Raw genomic sequence first — 23,506 nt, 5'->3', positions numbered from 1 at the left:
ATGGGAAGTTAGAGTAATTGAACCAGTAACAGTGATTTAACCATCTCCCTTTTGCTGTCTTTATATTCAGTTTGTACCAACTTGAATGAATGAGAAAATCCTTTTATAGTGATATTAATAAACAAGATCGCTTTTATTTTTCTGATATCATATTCATCCATAATAACCATATTTGTTTCTTTATTTCTTCTAATCTTTTTATTCTCTCTTCATCCGTAATTTGCGGGGCAACAACATATATCGTTGTACCTCCTATCTGATATACTTGGCTATATTGATGATCTTGCATATGGATCACCTCTGTAAATCGTATGCAATCCCATCCTGAGGACAATCTCATTATTTATCATTCAAAAGGTGTGAATTTTCTTAATGGAAAGAGTAGCTATTTACCTCCGGAAATCGAGAAGTGATATTGAAGCAGAAGCACGAGGAGAAGGAGAAACCCTCGCAAAACATAAAAAGGCATTACTGCAAGTAGCGGAACAGCAAAATCTAAATATCGTTAAAATCAGACAGGAAATCGCATCAGGAGAAAGCCTCCTCCATCGCCCAGAGATGATGGAATTGCTAAAAGAAATTGAAGCGGAAAAATATGAAGCTGTTCTGGTTATGGACATGGACCGTCTAGGGCGTGGAAACATGAAGGAACAAGGTCTAATCTTAGAAACGTTTCGAAATTCCAATACAAAGATAATTACACCACGTAAAAGCTATGATCTTCATGATGAATGGGATGAAGAATACTCGGAATTCGAAGCTTTTATGGCTCGAAAGGAATTAAAAATTATTACTCGTCGTCTACAAGGTGGACGTATCCGATCAGCTGAGGAAGGAAACTTTATTGCAACTCGTCCACCTTATGGTTACAAAGTGAAAGAAGATACGAATAGTCGTTATTTAGTTCCAAATGAAGAAACAGCTCCAATTGTGAAAATGATTTTTGAATTATATACAAATGATGATCCTAATGAGCGACTGGGATCAAGTAGAATTGCTGATGTATTGAATGCCCAGGGAATACGAACTTATGAAGATAAGTTATGGAATGGATACTTGGTGAGAAACATCTTAAAAAATGCTGCATATGCTGGCCGGATACAATGGAAAAAAACACAATCTTCTCAAACAAAGAATAACAAACTAGGCTCTGTTAAAAGACCACAAGAAGACTGGATTGATGTAGAAGGTAAACATGAACCCATCATTTCAATGGAAATGTACAAAAAAACACAGAATATCCTAAAGAATAGGAGTCATGTTCCCCACAAGTCTTCGAATAAGATTGCAAATCCATTGGCTGGACTGATTGAATGTGAAAACTGTGGATCATCGATGACATTAAAAACATTTTCGAAGCAGCCCCCCCACATCTATTGTTATAAGAGGAAGCAATGCAAAAACAGAAGTACACGTTTTTCTCATGTGGAGGATAGGGTAATTTCAGTACTTCATCAGTGGTTAGAACAATACGAGTTAAAATGGAATTCATCCGACCAGCCACATAACGAAAGTTCTATTTTGGAACTAAAAGAAACGACACTAAATAATTTGAATCAAGAATTAAAGAACTTGGAATCCCAAAAAGGTCGATTACATGATCTATTAGAGCGTGGGATTTATGATGAGGATACCTATCTAGAACGATCACAACATGTTGCTAATCGAATCATTGAAGTACATTCGACGATACTAAAGACCACGAATGAACTATCGAAAGAAAAAGAACGACTAAAAGCAAAAGAAGATATCATCCCTCGAGTGAAACACGTTTTAGAGATTTACGATCAGTTAGATGATCCAGCACAAAAAAACTCTTTATTAAAAAGTGTACTCGAAAAATGTACATATAAAAAAGAAGAACATCAACGAAATGACCAGTTTACCCTGGTTGTTTATCCGAAAATTTAGTGTTATTATTTATTGGTATAATAGGAACGTTAATACATTTTCCTTTTTACCAAATTACCTTATTCGCCTAAATGATCAACACAACTTACTTTTACTTGAAATTGGTATGAAAAGTTTAAATAATATTCGGCGGCAGTGTAATATCGTAAAACCGCATATTGGAGTTGTCACCAATGTGGGCGAAGCCCATGCTGGCAGTTTAGGTGGGCTCAATCGTGTGGTAAAAGCAAAACAAGAGTTAGTGGAAGGTGTGCGTTCTGGTGGGGTTTTATACATCAATGCAGATGATGAACGTTCCAAACGTCTCGATCTAAAACGAACGAAAGCAAAAATACGAACATTCGGCCTGAGTGATAATGTTTATATTCGAGGAGAAAACATCAAATACTCTGCAAAAGGGATTCAATTTGATGTGATCATTCAATCCAAAAAAGCAAACATCTTCATCCCTACTTATGGAAAACATAATGTCTATAATGCGTTAGCTGCAATTGGTGTTGCTACAAGCATGGGGATATCTTTAACCAATATCCAACGTGGGTTGGCACGTTTTCGAACACCAAAGATGAGATTACAAGTACTATCTTCCAAAAAAGGTCGTACGCTTATCAATGATGCCTGGAACGCAAATCCAACTGCTATGAAAGCTGGATTAAATGTATTACAGCAAATCTCATATAAGCGACCAAAAATTGCTGTACTGGGTGACATGCTGGAGCTCGGGAATATTTCTGACAAATCTCATGCCTCCATTGGTCAGTATGTCGCAAAATTAAATATTGATCAATTGATTACGATTGGAATATTAGGAAGAAAAATAGCGTTGAGTGCTATCCGTAATGGCATGAATCCAAATAAAGTATTCTCATACTATCGTCACGCACCAATGATTACACATATAAAAAATAGAGTCCCTTCCAATGCAGTAGTATATTTCAAAGCCTCGAGAAAGTTACATTTAGAAAAGGTTGTCCAAACATTGCGTTAAAAAACAATAACCCAACTATGGAACGTAGTTGGGTTATTCAGACTGAAGAAAAAGAGTTTTATTAATAGCGAACCGGTAATCCTACTAATCCTCTTAATAAAAACCCCGGACGATAGGAGAGTTGTTCTTCTGTAATTGTCAATGACAAGTTTGGCATACGGTTTACTAATACTTTTAGGGCGATTTCTCCCTCTAATCGAGCAAGCGGTGCACCAAGACAATAATGAATCCCGTGTCCAAAAGCCATATGTTTTACCGGTTTTCGATGGATATTAAAAATATTTCCATCAGATACCAATTCTTCGTCTCGGTTTATAGAGGCTAATACGATAAAGACCGTATCTCCTTGGCGAATCTGTTGTCCTTCAAATTCTATATCTTCTTTAGCCCATCGTGCAGTAGCTATCTCAATCGGACTATAAAAGCGAAGCACTTCTTCCATAGCAGAAGGAATCAACTTATTATCTTGTATTAGTTCATCCCATTGTTCTCGGTATTGCATCAAAGCAAGTATACTATTCCCAATTAGATTAACAGTCGTTTCATGACCAGCTAAAATGAGTAAAAGGATCATCCCGAATAACTGATCTTGAGATAATTTTTCTCCTTCGTCTCTAGCTTGAATCCATGCTGATATAAGATCTTCTTCAGGTGTGGCTGTTTTGATCGCTACTAATTTTTTCAGATAAGAAAAGAAGAGCTTATAATAGGGTTCTCCTGCTTTCATAGCTGCTGGATCATTGATGGCCTCTATCATGATATTGGACCATTTTTGAAAATCCCGCATATCCTTACTCGGGATACCTAACATTTGGGCTATAACAAGAAATGGCAGAGGAAATGCAAAATCTTTAATCAAACAAAATTCTTTGCCTTGTTTCTCTATGTCATCAATTAGTTTAGTGGCAAGCTCTTCAATCATTTGTTTTTGTCGATTGATAGCTTGTGGAGTAAAAGTAGGTTGAACAAATCTACGCAACTGGGTATGATCCGGCAAATCAGTGTTCAATAAATGACTCATAAAAAATTCTCGATAGTCATCAGGAAAAAATTGATAATTATTTTGTTCAGGAAAGATATGCGGATCTTTTATAAAATGAGGATCATTCATTATCTCTTGTGCATGTCTATATTTGGTTACTAACCAACCTCGAAGTCCACCTGGTAGTGTAATTGGATAAATCGGTTGTTCTTTTCTCATCTTCGCATAGGCTAGATGTGATTTCACTTTGAAATCTGATGAAAAAATATTAATACCCATTCTATTCCCCCTATTTTTACTTTTCCTGATATTGAAATTATAACGAAACCACTAAATTTGCGCATTTCTAATAGAAAAAGAGCATCCAACTATTTCTAGTTGATGCTCTTTTTCTTAACTTATTGCGATACTACTCTTGATTGGGAAGAAAACATATATATTGCTACTATGAAAGCCAATATGACAGCAAGGGCACTAAACCAAGGATTATAAGAAACTGTGCCAAAAGCGTTTACTAACAAACCTCCTGCTCCAGCACCTGTAGCTAGTCCTAATTGCGCCATAGAAGAACTTGCACTCAATGCGAGTTCCGAGGACTGTGGAGACTGCTGGATAAAATACGTTTGCAAAGAAGGAATCGTTATATTGGAAACACCAACCCACAATGCTGCTAAAATTAAGGTTACATATAAAGAATCCGTAAAGAGAGGTAAAGTAATTAAGAAAACAGCATGAAATAAGACACTGTAGATAATAGTTACCGATGTTCCCCATTTATCTGAGCCATACCCACCAAATCGAGTTCCTATGATAGAAAAGATCCCAAAAACCAACATGCTCAAACTAATCGTATTCATATCAAGATGAAGATTTTCTTGTAAAAAAGGGGTTAAATACGTATAGCTTGAACCATAACCAGCGATCAAAAAGAAGAAAATGAGTAATCCATTGAAAATCTTGCCATTTTTCAAGATAGACAGTTGTTGTCGAATAGAAATAGGCTCATCTCCTTCTAGAGAAGGTATCAATTTTGTCAATGGAATCATAATAAGGAGACTAAAAACTGCCAACAGAATAAAGATCGACTTCCAACCCAGCCACCCTGCTAAGGCTACTCCTGCTGGTACACCTAACACTAAAGCTGTTCCAAATCCAAGAGAAACAGTGCTTATCGCATTTCCGATTTTGTCTGCTGAGACCAATTTACTGGCCACACTCATTGCTACAACGATGAATACACCTGCACTTGCTCCCAGAATCAACCTTGCTGCCAACAAAATAAAATAAGGAAGAGGAAAACTAGATATCAGGTTACCAACTAAAAATAAACCAAGTGAACCTAGCAATACTTTTTTTCTTTCCATACGTGAAGTGATCGTGACGATTATGGGTGTACCTACCGCAAAAGCAAGCGAGAATGCTGTTACCAACTGACCTGCTAAGGCAACGGTTATATGAAGATCTTTTGCGATAATATTTACAATTCCAGCTACAATCATTTCTGAAGTACCTGTTAAAAAGGTGCCGATTGCCAATAAATAAATAGATAAATTTTTCATTCTAACCACCCTTATTATTTTTATAATATTCTTAATAATATTGTTTGAATGAATCCTAAAATGAAACATACTTTTTCATTTTATTTCGCTCCTGTTTATACAACTTGTTGATTGTTTATATGGTACAATGAAAAAAGAATAAATTAAAATATATATTTATATATAGATACATTCCATTTGGTATATGAATGAGGTGAACACTATGGAGCTGCTACAGCTTCAATATTTTCGCAAAGTTGCACAACTTGGTCATCTTACACGCGCAGCAGAAGAACTCCGTATTGCTCAACCCGCCCTAAGCAAAACAATCGCTAGATTAGAAAATGATTTAGGAGTCCCTTTATTCGACCGACAAAAACGTCAAATTCGCCTAAATGAATATGGACAAATCTTTTTAAAACAAGTGGAAATTGCATTAACAGCACTTGAGGAAGGAAAACAACAAATAGCAGATCAAGCCAATCTAATTCAAGGACGAGTGATATTAGCTTCTACCGATCACCAATGTGATGCAGAGTTAGTCCGATCTTTTTTAACCATGTTTCCAGATAATAAACTACTAATTAAACAAACATACTCCGAAATACAAAACCAAACATTTTTGCAAAATGGAGACATTGATTTTTACATCACATCTCTGCCAATAGATAACAATGCTTTAATTTGCTACCCTTTTGTTACGGAAGAAATATTTCTGGGAGTCCCCAAATCTCACAAACTTGCAAATCGGTCACGTGTTCGTCTCGCTGAATTTGCAGAAGAAGACTTTATTAGCTTACCTACCAGAAACCACTTTCGACAAATCACGGACAATTATTGTAAGGAAGCCGAATTCACACCGCAAACTGTTTGCGAAGTGGAAGAATTATCAGCAGTTAGCAGCTTTGTACAAAAAGAAATTGGTGTTGCTTTCTTAACTCAAGCCGTTACCCATCCTGAAATCATCTTATTACCTATTGAGGAACCTGTATGTAAACGCACCTTCCAACTTGTCTGGATGAAAGATCGATATTTATCTAAATCCGCACATAAATTTCAAGAATTTCTGATTCATTACTATCAAAAGCAAGAAAAAGTAAAAACCCTTATTAATTAAGGATAGCATCTGTCTTTCCTTAATTAATAAGGGTTTACCCTCATTTAACAGAGTATTCCTTTCAACAAAAGAAAGAGATCGTGATTGATACCACGACCTCTGATATATCATGAACGAAGCGTTTTTAATGCACCGCTCCAAGCAACTACTTGATCCAGCATCAGAGAGATATTGGTCAAATGAAGTTCAGCTGGTGTAAAGACACTAAAATTTTCAAAGTCGGTAAATAGAGATAGAGTTGGGTGCGTTTTTACATCTGCTACGAATAATTCACCAAGTATCCCTCTTAAATGCTCCGCTGCTCGAGCACCTCCAGTTGATCCATAACTAACTATCCCTGCTGCCTTGTTATTCCATTCGTCACGGGCTAAATCCAATGCATTTTTTAATGCACCAGTTATGCTGTGATTGTATTCAGGAGTCACAAATACAAAGCCATCCAAACTATCCAATTTATTGGTCCATGCTTCTGTCTGCTTTTCGCCTCCAGGCTCACCAAAAAAGGGTAATTTATAATCCGCTATATCTACGATTTCATAACTTGCATCTCCACGCTTATCCGCGATTTCCTTTATCCAGTTCCCAACTTGTGGACTTACTCTACCTGGTCTTGTACTCCCTAATATGATACCAATCTTCAGCATTAATACTGCCTCCTCACAAAAAATACAAGCATAATTATTATATACTATTTTTCAGAGTTTATAATTTGTAATTTTTTTAATAAAACACGGGTTTTATATTCACCCTGCACGGTTATTGCTTACTTTTTTCCATCCGGTCATAAAAAATTGAATAAGCGGACCAAAGAGAAGGGTGAATATAACCGTTCCCAGTCCAATTGATCCATGAAAAACAAGGGCAAATACTAGGGCAAAGAGTTCACCGATTGTTTTAGCAGACATAAGGGAAATTTGAAATCGATGAGACAATGCTAACATCAACTGATCAATAGGTGTTGGTGAAAAATTAGATAGTAAGTAAAGAGATGCTCCCATTGCAGCTATGAATAAACCAATCCAAAACATTGCCATTTGTGAAAGAAGACTATAGGGTGCTATTTCTAACCAACCTAACCACCAATCAATAAATAAACCTACAATAGCAATGGTAACAAAAGAAGAGTAGGTCGGTTTTCGTCTCCATAACCATGCATTACACCAGATAAGTAGAAATCCAACCATAATAATCCAAAAACCGATGGATAGTCCCGTATTTTTCGACAAGCCAATATAAAATGCTTCCCATGCACCAGTACCCAAATGGGAGCGAATAATTAGAGCTAGTCCAAACGTTTTGATCAATAAACCAAAAATAAATTGTACAAACAGCATAGCTCATCCATCCATTTTTATTTGATGACACATTATATGAATGACAAGCATAACGAAGAACAAACTGTACCATATTTTGCCTTTCAACTTTTATTAACCATTGCATATCCTGATACAAATGTCCAGAAACCCAGGAGGTGTTGGATATGCAATGGTTAACCATTATGTTGATTGGAGTTGCTGCAAATTTAGATAACCTTGGTGTCGGTGTTGCTTATGGTGTGCAAGCTACTAAGATTCCCATAAAATCTAATATAATCATCGCCATGATCGGGGCGATGATTACTTATTTTTCGGTAACGGTCGGAAGTTTGATTGGTGCTTATATTGATCCGAATATAGCACATATAGGAGGTGGAACAATCCTTTTTGCTTTAGGAGCATGGACAATATGGAACGACTGGCAACGGATCATGAAATCCCATCAAAAAACAGAACAAGGGAACTATCTTCAACAAATTTTAGATAATCCAGAAAGAGCAGATACAGATAATAACAAAGTCATCTCATCAACAGAATCTTTCCTATTAGGCTTCGCTCTTTCCTTAAATTGCTTTGGAGTTGGAATTGGCGGAGGAATCACTGGTGTATCCCCTTTGTGGTCTGGATTAGCAGTAGGATGTATGTCCTTTTGTACGATGATGATCGGAGTTCATATGGGATTTCGTTTATCGTATTCTTGGCTTAGTAAATTTGCCAGCTCTATAGCAGGAATGTTACTTCTTGGTATGGGATTATGGGAAATCTTTATGTAATCACTTTAAATGCTGTAATTCTGTGAGTTCACCATTGTATACATTTATATCTACAAAACTTGCTATACCATCGACATGCCCTCGATTGTGATATTGCCATAGTATCCATTTACCCTTATCTATCGAGGGATATTTCCAAATGTCTCGAATCCATATGTGATAATCTTCAAAGTAATGTTCCATGTATGTATGATAGGTTGCATATGTTACATAAACAATTGGCTTTTTATGATATGTTTTTTCCAATTCCTTAAGCATTGCCTGCAAATTTTCTCTTACTTTCTTTTTGTCATGATAGAGAGCTATCTCTACATCAATCACTGGAGGCAAACTATTCGACTGGGCAGGCACAATATTCTTGAAATGAGTTGCTTGCTCCGTTCCACTGCTCTGCATCGAAAAAAAATGATAGGCACCAGTTAGAATCTTTTGCTTTTTAGCTTCTTTCCAGTTATAAATAAATCGATCGTCTACATAATCCTTGCCTTCTGTTGCTTTTATAAAGACAAAATTATATTTCCCCACCTCCTTTACCTGCTTCCAATCAATCTTTCCTTGATGATGAGATACATCCAATCCTTTCACTTCATAACCTACCGTAAAAATAGAGTTATGCCAGATAACACCATAGTACTCACAAATTCCAAATCCTATGATGAATAGGACAAAGATGCTTAGATAGCGAATCATTTTCTTCCTCCAAACTTCTCAAATTTTATTTCATCTAGATGCATTATACCTCTACTTTCGAATGCTATTTTTTGCATGCACACAAAGTGAAAGATAGATCTTTATTTATCCATTTTAAATGTTTCCAATTTAAATCCCATCTCGATTCCAGCGTTTCGGTAAATCAAAATATTAAAATCATTCTTCTGCTTACAACAAGGTCTTTAAGGCCGAATTCAACTCTTAGGGTTAACCTTCCCTAAGTTCACCTAGAAACCTTTCTGACGCGGTAGCCAAGCAATCGGCGGATAATAGTTTAAATATTATGAATAAAATGAAGTAACCTATTACTCTTATTCGTGAAATGTCAAAGGTTACATAACACTGATTATTGGATGGAAAAATAGTTTGAACAATAAACATTTTCTTTTCAAAAAAGCGGAAAATTGCTCTCCTATTTTTACCCTTTTTCTATTTTCTCACATCTTTATAATAAGTATTGTATCAAGCCTATTCACTTCTTTGGAGGTTTTCATATCATGAACAAATCAATTAAAACTATTGTTGCCACTACTTTCACAGTTGGAACTCTATTAGCTGGCATATCTCAAATCAGCTATGCCTATGCATCCCCTATCACATCCACCCACCAACAAAATACACAACAACAGAACCATCAAAAATTAATTAAACAAACAAAGCAATTAGCTACGGAAGGAAAAGTTATCAATAGTGAATCCTTTGGCCTTGGCTCTACTCGAAGCGCAATCGTAAAAAAATGGGGTAAACCTGAAGAATCTGATGCAAACACATTGTTTTATGTAAAAAGAAAAATACAGTTTGAACTAAAAGCAAATAAAGTAACCTCTGTTGATAGTTTGGATAGAAAATTTCAAAACATTACAGAAAAAGAAGTGAGACAAGCACTAGGAAAACCAAATAAAGTGAAACATTATGAAGATGGAACTGAAGTCTATTACAAAGCTGGTAAACATACTCTGCGTTTTGTATTTGGCACAAATGTCGATGTTATTGTCGACTAAATAGGTTTCATCTTATCAAGCGATTCATATTTGAATCGCTTTTTTCCTTTGTGATAAATGTGTTCGCCCCCACTGATTAACACCAGCGGGGGCGGAAACAGGTTACGGCGATCCGAACAGTGTTCTAATCAAGCCTATTTACCTGTTCATTTATTCAGGAACAGCTTCCGTGCCAATGAAGTAAGAATGATCTGGATCACGGTAAGCCTTCCCATTTGCTCTTTCCAGAGCTTGTAGAACAACCCCTTCCTTTGCTTGAGAAGTTCTGGAAGGGTGCCGATCTGCACAATCTCTCCATCGGCCATCACAATCACACGATCCACATCTCGAATCGTGGAGTAACGGTGAGCGATGATGATCTGTGTCTTTCCCTTGAGTCGTTTCTTGAGATTCTTCCTCACCTGACTTTCGATAATTGGATCAAGTGCAGACGTAAACTCATCGAAGATGAATACCTCTGCAAACTTCCTCAATAGCATTCGGGCAACATTAAAGCGTTGCTTCTCGCCGCCAGAGCCTCTAACCGTTTTCGCTAGGAAACGTCTGTCCCTCACCTTGAAACCTGCACAGGCAAGCGTCTCAAGGAGTTTTTCATCGGTTGCATCAGGATCTGCAATTTTCAGATTATCGACTAGCGAACGGTCGAGCATTCTTGTTTCCTGGAGACAAAAAGCAAACTTCTCCCATAGTGACTCCAAGGAGTATTCCTTGATCGAAAGACCATTGATCCGAATTTCACCTGACATCGGTTCGATTAGCCTAGCAAGCAGATAAATCAAGGTAGTCTTTCCACTACCCGACTCACCTACGAGAGCAATCTTCTCACCGTAGTGAATGGTGAAGGTGACATTGCGAATCACTGGCTTATTACTACCAGGATATGCAGCTGTCACATTCACAAACTCAATAGTCTCTACTCTTTCGAGAGGCTTCGCATTTGGTACAGTTTCGATCTCTTCTTCATGAAGGAACTCATCGCAACGCTCCAAACTGGGAGTCAGTTCCGATACAGAGACAAAACTGCTAAAGAAAAACTGTACCCCAATTTCGAACATGGAGGTGTAAGAAAGGAATTGAAACGCTTGACCAAGCGTCAGAATGTGGAGATAGAACATTCCAATGAGAAGAACCATCCCACTCATTACCATGTTTGACAAACTGGAAACGAGTGTAATTCCCTTGAATGCTGTCCACATTGTCTTAACCCGGAGAACCTGATATTCCATGCGACCACGGTCAAAAGCCTCTTTTTCACGCTTCCCAGCTCCAAATAGCTGAAAAAGAGGGAGCTGTCGAACAAACTCTACTGTCTGTCCTGTAAGCTTGGTCTGATATCGAAATAGCTGTCTGTTCAACTGAGTGTACTTTTTCAGTACAAATCCTACCAGCCCCATCGTCCCCAAACCCGCAATACACATACAGGTAATCAAGGGGTTCATCTTCCACATCGACCACAAAGCGATGAAGCTGAGCAAGCTAGTCAGCAGTTCTGGGAAGAAAGTAGAGACAAATTGGGAGACCTCGTCGGTCCAACTTACTAGACTGCCAGCTAGTTGGTGTTCGTTTCTCGTTTCACACTCATCAGAATTTCCGCTTGTCTTCTCCTCAAGATCTTTTTGAGCAAAGATCTTGAGGAAAGACACATCCTGAAACTTTTCCCAAAGAAACCCTTGCAGACCCATGTCTACATCTGTAGTAAGTTCTTCTCTCCATTGTTTCTCAATGGTCAAAAAAAATTTATTGATCGTACCATAGAACATGAAAATCAAAATCCAGATGATGGTCATGTTCCCATAATTCTGCTTTTCTCCAGCCCCATCGATCAACTTCTGCATAGCAAAGGGGTACACGAGGTCGAGCAGTGAATCGACAATTACGCACACTAGTAGAAGGAAAACAATCCGCTTTCGTTTTTTCACAAGCTGCCAAGCTAGTTGCCTTGTTGTACTTCGGAAGAACTGTTTGAGACTCTTCACTTGGACTCCTTGGTCCATAGTTGGAACACTTACTTACAAGTATACATGGAATGTTCTCTTGAGGTTAATTTCAATTCGGTTAAATTTCACTCTTCTGCCCTTTATTTCGATTTTAAAAATATATTCACATTCCAAATAAAAATCAAAAAATCCTCTATTTTCTTCTTTATACTCCTATTTTCACACCTTTTCATGATGAAATGATTTTACAAATCTATTTGTCTATTTATTCATAATATGTTAGGTTCGTAACTAACTCATTCAATCATACAAAAGAAGTTGTTATTTCCTTTTGTTAGAAGTGAATATTGTAAAAAGGTGTGTGTCTGTTGCAGAAAAGTAATTACCTCTATGAGATTCATATGATCAGAGCCATCTCTTGCCTTATGATCCTAGTCATCCATGTAACAGGTTCCTATTATTACATTCACGATCAACACCATGTATGGTACACTTCCTTTTTCAACCAGATCAGTCGCTATGGAATTAACTTGTTTATTATGATTAGTGGTTTTCTGTTGTTCTACCACAAAAAACAAAAAGGTTTTGATGCGAAACATTACTGGAAATCAAGAACGAGTAAAGTAATCATTCCTTTTGTTGCCTTTACCATTTTCTATCAAATCATTACTGCACTCTATAACGGATATAGTAATTTTACATTTTCGATCGATTATTTTTACTCCATGATCTACCTTGGAAATGGATTCTATCATCTGTGGTTTTTTTCATTAATATTGCAATTTTATTTGGTATTTCCCCTCTTTCAGAGATGGTCAAATAGCAAAAAACAATGGAACATCATGTTAGTTAGTTCGATCTTTGTTCAACTTATTTTCTTGAAAATAGTGCCCCTCTATTTCCATTGGGAAAAAGTATATCTCTTTAATTGGATCTATTATTTTATTTTAGGAGGATATCTCGCACAGTATTGGATACCAATACGAGACTGGATACAATCCCATCCGAAAACAAATCTTGTTCTTGCTTCCTTGGTTATGGCGGATGGGCTTTGGTCGTTTTACCGTATCCAAACAATTGCTGAATATCGGCTAGAAAATATGATCAGTGTCCCTCTTCTTTTCATAGTACTAATAGGGATATATCCAATAGTCAGGCAGTGGAAAGCTGTAGATAAGACGTTAACTTTTATCGGGGAGTACTCGATGGGGATCTATGTAATGCATCCTCTCTTTATCTATTACGCTACTTTTATGCCAAAATTCTTTTGGAATCCAACGTCTATTTTCTTTACGTTTCTCTTTTATTTACTAGTCAGTATCCTTTCCTTGAAACTGTTTGAAAAGGTACCCTATTATCAATACGTTATCCCGATTCCAAAAGTAAAAAATCAAATAAAAAACTTGAATACCCAAACGGAATCGAGCTAACAAAATAGGAAAAAACGAGTATAAGGGTTATCTTATACTCGTTTTTCTTTTCTACTACTTCCTAATATCGATTGATATAACTCTACTTTCCCATCTAACATTTGAATGTAAGATAGTAACTGATCTACTTGTGATTGAACATTTTCCTTTTGCCTGATTAGTAAGGTTACCCTATCCTCATTGGCTCGTCTCCCATCACAAGAAGAGAGACAAATTTCTTAATTTCTTTTACTCGCATACCGGTTTCCTTCAAACAACAAATAAACTTAAGAACTTCAACATCTTCAGGTTCATAAATACGGTTACCACTCTCGTTTCATTTCACATGGGCATAATGCCTTCTTTTTCATAATATCGCAAGGTATGGATAGATAAACCTATGTTTTCTGCGATCTAATCAATGGTAAAACCCATCTACTCACCTCATAGTTCCTGCTTCAGTATAGAGCCTAGAGTTAACTCTAGATCAAACGTTTTTTGCAATAAAAAAGCCACCTCCTAAGAGATAGCTCTGATGACTTATCTAATCTCACTGCACTTTCTATATTTTTTTGTACAGTATAATTGGAAACGCTTTTATTGTAGTATGGTTTATATCGGAAATTAAGTTTTTATTGCAAACTTGTTTGCATATAATAAATTAGAAATCAATGATAAATATCCAATTCCATCCTTTTTCTGAACAAATATGCGTTAATTTACCATCCCCTAGAGTAATAATTAGCCCCAGTCAATGATGGATTTATAGGTGCATTTTTTCCATCAATCTCTCTCATCTTGGTCAGTAAAAAGGAAAAAAGCCCTCACCTAAAGTGATGGACTCCTTCCCTCTTTTTCTTATTGTTGTATTTCCATTTTATAAAACTATGTATGAACACTAAAATAAAATACTACTATAAGTTCTGATGGTAAAAACTTGATTTCTGATATTTCTTTATCTAATGGTTTTAAGTCAGTTCGATCACCATGAAAAAGCACATGAAACATAGTAGTTTCCTGTCTTTGATAACCAATTGACTCTGCTGTCTCCTTAGAAAAACGAAAAGTAATTGGTGTAAAGAATTGTTTTGCAATCGTAAAATCAGTTGAACCGATTTCCTCTGACAATTCTCTTTGTAGGGATTCTTCTAATGTGAGTTCTTGTTCCAAAGCTCCCCCTTTTGGAAAATCCCAATACCCTTTTATTTCCTTTGAACCTTTTATCCTATCCATCAACCTTACTTTATGAACCAGTAACACATCGTTATTTTGGGTAACTATTGCTCCAACTGCTTTTCTTTGTCTTATCCTAATCGCTCTCCTTCAAAAGATAGATGTACTTCATTTGGAGTAAATTCTAAAATGAAAGAACTAGTATTATCATAATTAGGACTATCCCACAATGTCGAAAGGTCTCCACCTGAATAAAAATTGAAAAGTGTTTTAATTACACATGTATCCGTTACAAGCAAAATAGTTTCTCCTACGTGTCTTTCTACAACAATTTGAACAAACGGGATCACTCTTTCTTGCACATCTATAAAAGTTTCTCCCTTACTTTCTTTTGCTTCATACTCATTTGGTTTTTTCCAAAATAAATGATATTCATCTGGGTAATTAAGTTGTATATCACTTAAGGTACGACCTTCCCAATCACCAAATGACATTTCCATTAAATCATTTGTTCGTTTTAACTTGATTTTACGATTATGTAATATATAAGAAGCGGCATCACAAGCTCTTTTACTCTCACTTGAGTAAATACCATGAAAATGAATATGTTCTAGACGCTGTGCCAGCGTTTTCGCCTGCTCTATCCCAACAGATGTGAGCGGTGAATCTTTCCTTCCTTGCATTTGTTGTTTTATATTCCATTCAGTTTCTCCTGACCTTACAAAAAACAGTGTGGTATTCAAAACGAAACCGTACCTCCTTAATCCATATTCATTCCTATTTTACAATTTGACAGAATAATATTAAATAACAAATAGTAACAGAATAATATTTTTCGTTAATCTAATTACTTAGACAAACAACAGCAATTCACAAGTAAATAGAACATCTACCTTTCAACTCGAAATAATCCCAATTAAAAATATCTACAAGAGGATAAAATCCTATTTATTACATTTATCCCTTTAAATTACCTGTTCGGATGAACTTTTTTCTATTATCATAGTTAAATACTTCCGCATATTTTTTTCACAAAAATCCAAAAAGCAATAAATAGTCATCAAAGGAGGAACGCATGGAGGAAATAGGGAAAGGGCTGAAAGCTCTCGTACGAGGCATAGTATTTGTGATTTATTTTCCATTTTATTTGATTTATAAAATCTTGGAATGGATATGGATTTACCTTCTATCTATCCCTAGTCAATGGCTATGGGTGAACATACTGGAACCAGTTCTTACATTCCTAATAAAATATATCATTGGCTATCCTTTGTATTATGTCATTTGGTTGCCAATGAATTGGTTATGGAACTACGTGATATCTCCCATTGCCATGTTTATATGGCGATATTTATTTGTTTGGCTTTGGAAACACATTTTATATCCGATCTTATATTACCTCATTATTTTTCCAGTTACGTGGCTTTGGAAACACGGAATTTACGCTATTCTACGCTGGATATGGTATGAAATAATCGTTGTAGTTACCCGTTGGGCGAGTACAGCTATTTCTTGGATTTTTCGAATGCTTGGGCAAGCAGTGTACTATGTACTCTGGATACCACTAAAGTGGATTACAGTTAACTTAATATGGATTCCTCTAAAGTGGATAAGTTTGCACCTAATATGGATACCATCTCGTTGGGTATACCTTCATATCATTGCCCCTCCATTCCGCTGGTGGCATTACCATGTATGGAAACCTACAGCTAAATGGTTTGGAGATATTTTTGAATAACGCGATAAACCCTCCATAAACTTTTTATGGAGGGTTTATCGCGTTAACCTTCTAACCAATTGTAAAAAGTAAACTCAGAAGTGGAACGTTTTGGTTTAGCTGGAACTTCCTGTTGTCTAAATCGTTTTGAAAACTCCATAGCTTGTTCCACAGTATGAATTTGGTGCCTTTCCCATTCCATTAAGATTCGATCCATATACCGAATGGATAATTTATCACAATAAACAGTTTCCCTGAGAGCTGCTTCAATCAAATCTTCAGGATAAAAATCTTCATCTAGCCATTTAATGATATGCTCACATTCATTTGGAGAAAGAGGTCTTCCAAACTCCTGCTCTATCAAATGAAATAAGGTTTGATAGTGCTCGTTTGAATCTACTTGTACTACCTCTTCATCCTCTTCTTCGAGCATAGAAACAAGTCTTTTATATATCAAGGAGAGATCATATCCTTTTTCTCCCCTTGAACCAATGCCAACCCAGCCATCTTTCGATAATTTAGCCACCATATCTGCTATTTCTTGTATGGTTAGATTCATTCGTTGTGAAAGCTCTTGAAAAGTCGGTGCTGCGATTTTCTCTTTTTCTTGAAAAATAAGGAGCTGTGTTAACAATAGAACCTCTGTCTCTCGTAAACCAAGGCGTTTATATTGAGTAAACAAAGCAACTGGTAACGTTATCGTACCCTTTTGGAGAAGCTGTACCAAAGTGGTACGCATCTTATCGTTGTTTCCCTTCATTTGCAAACCCCTTGTCGATAAAATCAATTTATGGATACATGCGATTGAGCATACGTGGGAAAGGAATGGTTTCCCTTACATGTTCCAATCCACATATCCAGGCCACTGTTCTCTCTAATCCCAATCCAAAGCCGGAATGTGGAACAGACCCATATTTTCTCAGATCCAAATACCATGCATAATCTTGTGCAGAAAGATCATGTTCTTTGAAACGCTCCTCCAAAAGTTCAGGGTCATCGATACGTTGACTACCGCCAATTATCTCTCCATAACCTTCTGGTGCAATCATATCTGCACACAGTACTACTTCTGGTCGATTTGGGTTCGGTTTCATATAAAATGCTTTGATATTAGTTGGGTATTCCGTAATAAAAACAGGACGATCAAACTGTTCTGCCAATAATGTTTCGTGAGGAGCACCAAAATCATCTCCCCAAGTAAAATCTACCCCTGCCTTTTGTAGCCTCTCAACTGCTTCATCATACGTAATGCGAGGGAAAGGAGCTTTGATATTTTCTAACTTGCTGATATCTCTTCCTAGTACCTTTAATTCTAGCTTGCAATTTGCTAGCACAGATTGCACAACATGTGTCACCAGCTTCTCTTGTACTTCCAAGTTCCCCTCATGATCCACAAAAGCCATTTCGGGCTCAATCATCCAAAACTCAATAAGATGTCGGCGTGTTTTGGATTTTTCTGCACGGAAAGTAGGACCAAAAGAATATACTCGTCCCAACGCCATAGCAGCAGCTTCCATATATAACTGGCCACTTTGGGTAAGGTACGCATCTTCATCAAAATATTTCGTGTGGAACAAATTGGTAGTTCCTTCACAAGAAGAAGGCGTTAATACAGGGGGGTCGACTAGGCTAAATCCATCTGAATCCAGAAAAAACTGTATAGATTGTATGATTTGGGCACGTATTTTTAAAATTGCTCGCTGTCTTTCTGAACGAATCCACAGATGTCGATGGTCTAATAAAAAATCAACACCATGTTCTTTTTTGGCGATGGGGTATTCTTCCGCAATATGTATAACCTCAATATTCGTAACATCTAATTCAAAACCTGATGGTGCACGATCGTCTTTTCTCACTTTTCCCCAGACATATAGGGAACTCTCTTGAGTCAAATTCTTTGCCTCTTCCCAGATTGAAGCATCAGCTTGACTTTTCACCAAAACACCTTGGACTGTACCTGAGCCGTCTCTCAATTGTAAAAATTGAATTTTCCCACTGGAACGGCGATTATACATCCAAACTCCCATTTTTACTTCTTCATCTATATGCTTATGTAGATTTGCAATAGTTGTTAACATCCAACAATCCTCCATCCGATTCATTACATTAAGCCTAATTATACTATTTTCACAAACAGACAACAACGGGACAAATTTTGCTCTTTTTCTGATAGAATATCGTATAACAGTAATAGCAATATTTTTGGAGTGTGATTCTGCTGAAAAGATCCATCGTAATTGTATCCATATTGGCCTTATTTCTCCTTTTATCTGCATGTAAATTGGTGCACGTACATAACACCGACGAGCAGAAACAAAAGAAGCCAACACCACCTCCACCTGCTAAAGTAACAATTGCAGCGATTGGAGATGTGATCATGCATGACTCACAAATTCAATCTGGAAAAACAACCAGCGGTTATAACTTCCGTAAGTTTTTTAAAGCAGTACAACCATACCTATCAAATTCCGATCTAACAATTGCTAATTTTGAAATGACTTTGGCTGGAACCCGCAAAAAATACAGTGGATATCCAAATTTTAATGCACCTGATCAAATTTTAGATGCCTTAAAATATTCTGGAGTAGATATTCTCACTACTGCGAACAATCATGCAAATGATACAGGTGAAAAAGGTATTATACGCACTTTCTCTACCATTAAAAAGAATGGGTTCCTGCTTACAGGAACAGCACCGTCAGAACAAGAGCGTAAAGGTGTTATAGTGGAAAAAAACGGAATAAAATTAGGGTTTCTCGCTTATACAGAACACACAAATGGTTCTGTTCCTAAGGGGAAACCTTATCTCGTGAACCTGATTGATCCCATTAAAATTGCTAAAGATATCAAACAACTAAAACAACAAGGTGCGGAATATGTAATTGTCTCTTTGCACTGGGGAACAGAATTTCAACGAAATCCAAATGAAAAACAAAAAAAGACAGCTTTAAAAGTACTTCAAGCTGGAGCAGATGTAATACTCGGAAGCCATCCCCATGTTCAGCAACAAATAGAGAAATTGATGGTAAATGGTCAAGAAAAACTTGTTGTATATTCGATGGGAAACTTTATTTCTAATCAGTCTAAACCTTATACGGACGAAGGTGTTATCGTCTATTTAGACATCATGAAAGATGCAAAGACAGGAAAAATAAAACTCACAAACACTTCTTTTCTACCTACTTTGGTCAACAAATACAAAAAAAGCGGTAAAACAGAGTACACAGTTGTACCTTTACCTACCAAAACCGCTGGAAACTTAAAAGCATATCCAGGGCTGACCAAAAATAAATGGGAGACGTCTTGGAATGACGTAAAGTCTATTATAACCAAGAAAGATAGCTTTCCCATACTAGCACCTAAGCGATAAAAAGAGCTGCGTTTGCAGCTCTTTTTATCGCTTATTTTTGAGATTCAGGAGTATCTGAAAACCAAGGATTTAAATGAACTAAAACTTCTTCCACTTTTGGATTTTCTTTAATAATTGATGCTTTGATTCTCCTACTGACATCATGACCTTCTTTCACAGTCAAATGATTTGGCACACTCACTCTTATATCCACAATAATATAATGACCAAGATCTCTGGCACGGATTCGATCGATTCGTTTTACTTCAGGAATTTTCTCGACGATATGATGAAAATGAGATAACTCATTCATAGGTACATTTTGTTCCATTAAAATACCAATTGATTCTTTTGCCATTCCATATGCTAACTTCAAAACAAAATATGATACAATAATGCCCGCAATCGGATCACCAAATTGCAATACTTGTATAGAAAAGGCATCTCCCAACAATCCGGCTCCAATACCTACTATTGCAGCAAGAGATGCATAGACATCTGCTAAATGGTCTTTCGCAGTAGCGATTAAGCTCTTACTGTTCGACGATTTCCCTAATTGAATACAGTACAGATACAAACCTTGTTTCCAAACAAAGGAAACAAATGCAGCAACTAAAGCAATCAAACTGGCTTTAACAGCCTGCTCAAATAATGCAACAATAGAGTGATATACCATATAACAAGCAGCTACAGCCAGGATAATTGCCACAATAAATGAAGCGATTACTTCAGCTTTACCGTGTCCATAAGGATGATCTTCATCAGCAGGCTTCTTGGAAACCACGGAAGAAGTCAAAGTAGCGACTGTTGCAATAACATCACCAGCATTATGAAGTGCATCTGCTATAAGAACTTGGCTCCTTGTATACATACCAACGATAAATTTAACAATTGCTAACAATACATTGCTAATCAAACTCACCCAAATTGCAAATATACTTGATTTCCATGCCAGTTTCATTGATTAAACCTCTTTCATTTTCATCTCTCTCAGTCAAATCAGTTGAAAATGCTTCCTAAAAAGTAGAGGTTATATACTAGAAGTTCGGTTAGGAAATCAACTATTTCCCACGTAAGAGACGAAGTGCATTGAAGGTAACCAGAACAGTTGCACCCATGTCGGCAAACACCGCTAACCATAGAGTAAGCATCCCTGGTATAATGAGAAGCAATGCAAGTAATTTTAAACCTAATGCCACCGTAATATTCTGTCCAATTATCCGCTTGGTAAATCGGCTTAAACGAATAACAAAGGGCAGCTTTTCTAAATCGTCTGCCATCAATACCATATCTGCCGTTTCTAGAGCAGTATCTGAACCAGCCCCACCCATTGCAATTCCTACATGCGATACTGCTAATGCTGGGGCATCATTTACTCCATCTCCCACCATAGCTACAGATTTACCTGTATCTCGCAAACTTTTGAGATATTTTTGTTTGCCTTCTGGCATTAAATCTGATTTAACCTCCTTTATTCCCAAATGATGTGCAATTCCTCTGGCAGTTTGCTCGTTATCTCCAGTAAGCATAACAATATGTCCAACACCAACTTGATTTAACGCTTGGATCACCTGTTTGCTCTTCTCTCTGACTTGATCTGCAATGGCAAATCCACCCAAAATTTCATTTTCTGTACCTAATAACACCACCGTTTTCCCCTGTTGTTGATAAGAAGAAATTTTTGAGATGACTTCTGGTGTCAATTTATTCTCAAACCAAGAAGGACTTCCTATGAAATGCCGTATCCCATAAAGGCTTCCCTCAACCCCTCTTCCCGTATGGGATTGAAAGGATTCTATATTTTCTTTTGGAATGATATGATGTTCATTCGCATAACGGGTAATAGAAGCAGCGAGAGGATGTGTAGAACCACTTTCTAAAGTAGTGGCGATTTCAAGAACCGATCTTTCATCCCTATTACTAAACGATAGATAGTCCGTAACCTCTGGTTTTCCTCGAGTCAATGTACCAGTTTTATCAAAAGCTACCGTTTGTATGGTACTTAATTCTTCTAAATATACTCCACCTTTGATAAGCACACCATTTCTAGCCGCATTTCCAATCGATGTAACGATGGCAACAGGTGTGGAAATTACCAATGCACAGGGACAACCAACCACCAGTACTGTTAATCCTCGATAAATCCAAGTAAGCCAATCTCCTTGAAATAGAGGGGGAACAACTGCTAATAAGATAGCGAGAACTAAAATCGCTGGTGTATAATATTTTGCAAATTGATCAATAAACGCCTGTGATGGTGCACGATTTGCTTGGGCTTCTTCTACTAACTGTATAATTTTTGATAAAGTAGTGTCCGTTGCTTTTTTGGTCACTTCTACCTCTAGATATCCTTCTTCATTTAACGTTCCAGCGAATACCTCGTCCCCTAATTGTTTGACTACTGGAATAGACTCACCAGTTATCGCAGATTGATTAATAGATGAAACTCCTTTGATGACTTTACCATCAATTGCTATTTTTTGTCCTGCCTTAATAACACAAATATCTCCTACTTTTACATCGAGAATAGGGACACACTTTTCTTCTCCATCTTTTTTTATCCATGCTTCTTTTGGTGACAAATCAACCAATGATCGAATAGATTTTCTTGCTCGATCAAGAGAAAAACGTTCTAGCGTTTCACTTATTGCAAATAAAATAACAACAGTAGCACCTTCACTCCATTCCCCTATAGCAAAAGCACCCAGAATTGCTATGGTCATTAAAGTGGTCATATCAAATCGCAGATGAATGAAATTTTTAAGACCTTCAACAAAAAGTGTACTTCCTCCAACCAATGCAGCTAAAATATAGAATAAGATGCCAAACTGATTTTGCTCCCCATCTATCATATGAGTAATAAATCCGCTGAGTAAAAAAATAATAGATAGGAGAAGCTGTTGGTATTGTCTTTGTCGATACCAAGCTTTTTTTTCAAATTCTTCATGTCTGGGAACCAATTGTAAATGGTCAAAGGACCCTGCTTTTTCTAAGTCTCGAATCGTTGCAATCCCGCATACGGTTAGGGTAGCAGCTCCGAAGTTAACTTTTGCTTCTGAAACGGTTGAAATTCGGTTGACATTATCTTCAAACTTTTTGGCGCAAGAAGAACAACTCAATCCTTCTATTCGGTATACTGCTACTTGCTCATCTCTACCCATTACATCTTCCCTCTTTTCGATGGATAAAAGCTATTTCCACCATTTGTTTCACATGATCATCATCTAGCGAATAATACACCATCTTTCCTAACTTGCGATGTTTTGCTAAGCCTTTTTTACGAAGAAAACGTAGATGATGGGAAGCTGTAGCAACAGAAGTCCCTATTGCATTTGCAATCTCACATACACATAACTCCTCCTCTAAAAGCAGTGCATAAGCAATTTTCAACCTATTTTCATCTGCCAATGCCCGATACAATTCTGTTGTTCCTTCAAAATCCTCCTGTTTTAGCCGTTCAGAAATCTCTTTTACTTTTTCACTTTCTACACAAGGAGTAGAACAAACATCGTTATCCAATCAAATGACCCCTTCATTCAAATACTTGTTTGAATATTATTGTAATCTCCTTCTTTGTATACGGT

The 23,506-nt window shown here is 36.9% G+C and carries 24 protein-coding genes; 8 read left to right on the top strand and 16 right to left on the bottom strand.

Going from position 1 to position 23,506, the window contains the following annotated elements:
• Positions 1-133: 133 nt before the first annotated feature.
• Positions 134-289, bottom strand: coding sequence for a hypothetical protein (locus AC5WOF_RS10730; protein ID WP_496049933.1), 156 nt, complete (start codon positions 287-289; stop codon positions 134-136).
• Positions 290-372: 83 nt separating this feature from the next.
• On the opposite strand from AC5WOF_RS10730, the gene AC5WOF_RS10725 reads away from it, so the two are divergent.
• Positions 373-1,911, top strand: a complete 1,539-nt coding sequence (locus AC5WOF_RS10725) for a recombinase family protein (protein WP_496049932.1) — start codon at positions 373-375, stop codon at positions 1,909-1,911.
• Positions 1,874-2,899 carry a UDP-N-acetylmuramoyl-tripeptide--D-alanyl-D-alanine ligase gene (locus AC5WOF_RS10720; protein WP_496049931.1) on the top strand — a complete coding sequence of 342 codons (1,026 nt, stop codon included), beginning with the start codon at positions 1,874-1,876 and terminating at the stop codon, positions 2,897-2,899. The genes AC5WOF_RS10725 and AC5WOF_RS10720 overlap by 38 nt, the downstream gene beginning before the upstream one ends.
• Before the next feature lie 61 nt (positions 2,900-2,960).
• On the opposite strand, the gene AC5WOF_RS10715 is transcribed toward AC5WOF_RS10720, so the two are convergent.
• A complete protein-coding gene (locus AC5WOF_RS10715) occupies positions 2,961-4,160 on the bottom strand; it encodes a cytochrome P450 family protein (RefSeq protein WP_496049930.1) in 1,200 nt (399 codons plus the stop codon).
• Positions 4,161-4,279: 119 nt separating this feature from the next.
• Positions 4,280-5,440, bottom strand: coding sequence for an MFS transporter (locus AC5WOF_RS10710; RefSeq protein WP_496049929.1), 1,161 nt, complete (start codon positions 5,438-5,440; stop codon positions 4,280-4,282).
• Between the two features lie 202 nt (positions 5,441-5,642).
• On the opposite strand from AC5WOF_RS10710, the gene AC5WOF_RS10705 reads away from it, so the two are divergent.
• Positions 5,643-6,536, top strand: a complete 894-nt coding sequence (locus AC5WOF_RS10705) for a LysR family transcriptional regulator (RefSeq protein ID WP_496049928.1) — start codon at positions 5,643-5,645, stop codon at positions 6,534-6,536.
• Positions 6,537-6,643: 107 nt separating this feature from the next.
• Here the strand turns inward: AC5WOF_RS10705 and AC5WOF_RS10700 are convergent, their stop codons facing one another.
• Together AC5WOF_RS10700 and AC5WOF_RS10695 are read right to left on the bottom strand one after the other, a co-directional pair.
• A complete protein-coding gene (locus tag AC5WOF_RS10700) occupies positions 6,644-7,180 on the bottom strand; it encodes an NADPH-dependent FMN reductase (protein WP_496049927.1) in 537 nt (178 codons plus the stop codon).
• Positions 7,181-7,279: 99 nt separating this feature from the next.
• Positions 7,280-7,870 (bottom strand): YczE/YyaS/YitT family protein, encoded by a 591-nt coding sequence (locus AC5WOF_RS10695; RefSeq protein WP_496049926.1) that lies wholly within the window; start codon positions 7,868-7,870, stop codon positions 7,280-7,282.
• 146 nt (positions 7,871-8,016) lie between these two features.
• On the opposite strand from AC5WOF_RS10695, the gene ytaF reads away from it, so the two are divergent.
• Positions 8,017-8,625: a sporulation membrane protein YtaF gene (gene ytaF, locus AC5WOF_RS10690; protein WP_496049925.1), complete on the top strand. Its 609-nt coding sequence runs from the start codon at positions 8,017-8,019 to the stop codon at positions 8,623-8,625.
• Here ytaF and AC5WOF_RS10685 read toward each other — a convergent pair whose 3' ends face one another.
• Positions 8,626-9,315, bottom strand: coding sequence for a GH25 family lysozyme (locus AC5WOF_RS10685; RefSeq protein ID WP_496049924.1), 690 nt, complete (start codon positions 9,313-9,315; stop codon positions 8,626-8,628).
• A 518-nt stretch (positions 9,316-9,833) separates the two neighbouring features.
• Here AC5WOF_RS10685 and AC5WOF_RS10680 point away from each other — a divergent pair.
• On the top strand, positions 9,834-10,337 hold the full coding sequence (locus AC5WOF_RS10680) for a DUF4309 domain-containing protein (protein WP_496049923.1): 504 nt from the start codon (positions 9,834-9,836) through the stop codon (positions 10,335-10,337).
• A gap of 146 nt (positions 10,338-10,483) precedes the next feature.
• Here AC5WOF_RS10680 and AC5WOF_RS10675 read toward each other — a convergent pair whose 3' ends face one another.
• Positions 10,484-12,313, bottom strand: coding sequence for an ABC transporter ATP-binding protein (locus tag AC5WOF_RS10675; protein WP_496049922.1), 1,830 nt, complete (start codon positions 12,311-12,313; stop codon positions 10,484-10,486).
• Positions 12,314-12,642: 329 nt separating this feature from the next.
• Between AC5WOF_RS10675 and AC5WOF_RS10670 the strand changes: the two genes are divergently transcribed.
• The gene (locus tag AC5WOF_RS10670) at positions 12,643-13,704 is read left to right on the top strand and encodes an acyltransferase (protein ID WP_496049921.1); all 1,062 of its coding nucleotides are present in this window, start codon (positions 12,643-12,645) and stop codon (positions 13,702-13,704) included.
• Positions 13,705-13,870: 166 nt separating this feature from the next.
• Here AC5WOF_RS10670 and AC5WOF_RS10665 read toward each other — a convergent pair whose 3' ends face one another.
• From AC5WOF_RS10665 to AC5WOF_RS10650, 4 genes are all read right to left on the bottom strand, one after another.
• The gene (locus AC5WOF_RS10665) at positions 13,871-14,002 is read right to left on the bottom strand and encodes a MerR family transcriptional regulator (protein ID WP_496049978.1); all 132 of its coding nucleotides are present in this window, start codon (positions 14,000-14,002) and stop codon (positions 13,871-13,873) included.
• A 23-nt stretch (positions 14,003-14,025) separates the two neighbouring features.
• Positions 14,026-14,073 carry a hypothetical protein gene (locus AC5WOF_RS10660; RefSeq protein WP_496049977.1) on the bottom strand — a complete coding sequence of 16 codons (48 nt, stop codon included), beginning with the start codon at positions 14,071-14,073 and terminating at the stop codon, positions 14,026-14,028.
• Positions 14,074-14,568: 495 nt separating this feature from the next.
• Positions 14,569-14,991 carry an NUDIX hydrolase gene (locus AC5WOF_RS10655; RefSeq protein WP_496049976.1) on the bottom strand — a complete coding sequence of 141 codons (423 nt, stop codon included), beginning with the start codon at positions 14,989-14,991 and terminating at the stop codon, positions 14,569-14,571.
• Positions 14,988-15,599 (bottom strand): histidine phosphatase family protein, encoded by a 612-nt coding sequence (locus AC5WOF_RS10650; RefSeq protein ID WP_496049920.1) that lies wholly within the window; start codon positions 15,597-15,599, stop codon positions 14,988-14,990. The genes AC5WOF_RS10655 and AC5WOF_RS10650 overlap by 4 nt, the downstream gene beginning before the upstream one ends.
• A gap of 332 nt (positions 15,600-15,931) precedes the next feature.
• Here AC5WOF_RS10650 and AC5WOF_RS10645 point away from each other — a divergent pair, with 332 nt between their 5' ends.
• Positions 15,932-16,594 carry a hypothetical protein gene (locus tag AC5WOF_RS10645; protein WP_496049919.1) on the top strand — a complete coding sequence of 221 codons (663 nt, stop codon included), beginning with the start codon at positions 15,932-15,934 and terminating at the stop codon, positions 16,592-16,594.
• A gap of 43 nt (positions 16,595-16,637) precedes the next feature.
• Here the strand turns inward: AC5WOF_RS10645 and AC5WOF_RS10640 are convergent, their stop codons facing one another.
• Positions 16,638-17,333, bottom strand: a complete 696-nt coding sequence (locus AC5WOF_RS10640) for a DnaD domain-containing protein (RefSeq protein WP_496049918.1) — start codon at positions 17,331-17,333, stop codon at positions 16,638-16,640.
• A gap of 28 nt (positions 17,334-17,361) precedes the next feature.
• Positions 17,362-18,651, bottom strand: a complete 1,290-nt coding sequence (gene asnS, locus AC5WOF_RS10635) for an asparagine--tRNA ligase (protein WP_496049917.1) — start codon at positions 18,649-18,651, stop codon at positions 17,362-17,364.
• A gap of 131 nt (positions 18,652-18,782) precedes the next feature.
• Here asnS and AC5WOF_RS10630 point away from each other — a divergent pair, with 131 nt between their 5' ends.
• Entirely contained in the window at positions 18,783-19,943 is a 1,161-nt protein-coding gene (locus AC5WOF_RS10630) for a CapA family protein (protein WP_496049916.1), read from the top strand.
• 31 nt (positions 19,944-19,974) lie between these two features.
• Here AC5WOF_RS10630 and AC5WOF_RS10625 read toward each other — a convergent pair whose 3' ends face one another.
• The 3 genes from AC5WOF_RS10625 to AC5WOF_RS10615 all read right to left on the bottom strand — a co-directional run bounded on the left by AC5WOF_RS10625 (position 19,975) and on the right by AC5WOF_RS10615 (position 23,441).
• Positions 19,975-20,883: a cation diffusion facilitator family transporter gene (locus AC5WOF_RS10625; RefSeq protein WP_496049915.1), complete on the bottom strand. Its 909-nt coding sequence runs from the start codon at positions 20,881-20,883 to the stop codon at positions 19,975-19,977.
• A gap of 100 nt (positions 20,884-20,983) precedes the next feature.
• Positions 20,984-23,083, bottom strand: coding sequence for a heavy metal translocating P-type ATPase (locus AC5WOF_RS10620; protein ID WP_496049914.1), 2,100 nt, complete (start codon positions 23,081-23,083; stop codon positions 20,984-20,986).
• Positions 23,076-23,441, bottom strand: a complete 366-nt coding sequence (locus AC5WOF_RS10615) for an ArsR/SmtB family transcription factor (RefSeq protein ID WP_496049913.1) — start codon at positions 23,439-23,441, stop codon at positions 23,076-23,078. Before AC5WOF_RS10615 ends, AC5WOF_RS10620 begins: the two co-directional genes overlap by 8 nt.
• Positions 23,442-23,506: the final 65 nt, after the last annotated feature.

The sequence above is a fragment of the Shimazuella sp. NTD250 genome (assembly GCF_059510375.1).
The sequence above is the reverse complement of the archived record's forward strand: the minus strand, read 5'-3'. Positions and strand labels throughout refer to the sequence as shown.

What these genes read in the sequence shown, in the direction of transcription:
- AC5WOF_RS10730 (WP_496049933.1), bottom strand. Translation starts at nt 289, where the DNA reads ATGCAAGATCATCAATATAGCCAAGTATATCAGATAGGAGGTACAACG.
- AC5WOF_RS10725 (WP_496049932.1), top strand. Translation starts at nt 373, where the DNA reads ATGGAAAGAGTAGCTATTTACCTCCGGAAATCGAGAAGTGATATTGAA.
- AC5WOF_RS10720 (WP_496049931.1), top strand. Translation starts at nt 1,874, where the DNA reads ATGACCAGTTTACCCTGGTTGTTTATCCGAAAATTTAGTGTTATTATT.
- AC5WOF_RS10715 (WP_496049930.1), bottom strand. Translation starts at nt 4,160, where the DNA reads ATGGGTATTAATATTTTTTCATCAGATTTCAAAGTGAAATCACATCTA.
- AC5WOF_RS10710 (WP_496049929.1), bottom strand. Translation starts at nt 5,440, where the DNA reads ATGAAAAATTTATCTATTTATTTATTGGCAATCGGCACCTTTTTAACA.
- AC5WOF_RS10705 (WP_496049928.1), top strand. Translation starts at nt 5,643, where the DNA reads ATGGAGCTGCTACAGCTTCAATATTTTCGCAAAGTTGCACAACTTGGT.
- AC5WOF_RS10700 (WP_496049927.1), bottom strand. Translation starts at nt 7,180, where the DNA reads ATGCTGAAGATTGGTATCATATTAGGGAGTACAAGACCAGGTAGAGTA.
- AC5WOF_RS10695 (WP_496049926.1), bottom strand. Translation starts at nt 7,870, where the DNA reads ATGCTGTTTGTACAATTTATTTTTGGTTTATTGATCAAAACGTTTGGA.
- ytaF (WP_496049925.1), top strand. Translation starts at nt 8,017, where the DNA reads ATGCAATGGTTAACCATTATGTTGATTGGAGTTGCTGCAAATTTAGAT.
- AC5WOF_RS10685 (WP_496049924.1), bottom strand. Translation starts at nt 9,315, where the DNA reads ATGATTCGCTATCTAAGCATCTTTGTCCTATTCATCATAGGATTTGGA.
- AC5WOF_RS10680 (WP_496049923.1), top strand. Translation starts at nt 9,834, where the DNA reads ATGAACAAATCAATTAAAACTATTGTTGCCACTACTTTCACAGTTGGA.
- AC5WOF_RS10645 (WP_496049919.1), top strand. Translation starts at nt 15,932, where the DNA reads ATGGAGGAAATAGGGAAAGGGCTGAAAGCTCTCGTACGAGGCATAGTA.
- AC5WOF_RS10640 (WP_496049918.1), bottom strand. Translation starts at nt 17,333, where the DNA reads ATGAAGGGAAACAACGATAAGATGCGTACCACTTTGGTACAGCTTCTC.
- asnS (WP_496049917.1), bottom strand. Translation starts at nt 18,651, where the DNA reads ATGTTAACAACTATTGCAAATCTACATAAGCATATAGATGAAGAAGTA.
- AC5WOF_RS10625 (WP_496049915.1), bottom strand. Translation starts at nt 20,883, where the DNA reads ATGAAACTGGCATGGAAATCAAGTATATTTGCAATTTGGGTGAGTTTG.
- AC5WOF_RS10620 (WP_496049914.1), bottom strand. Translation starts at nt 23,083, where the DNA reads ATGGGTAGAGATGAGCAAGTAGCAGTATACCGAATAGAAGGATTGAGT.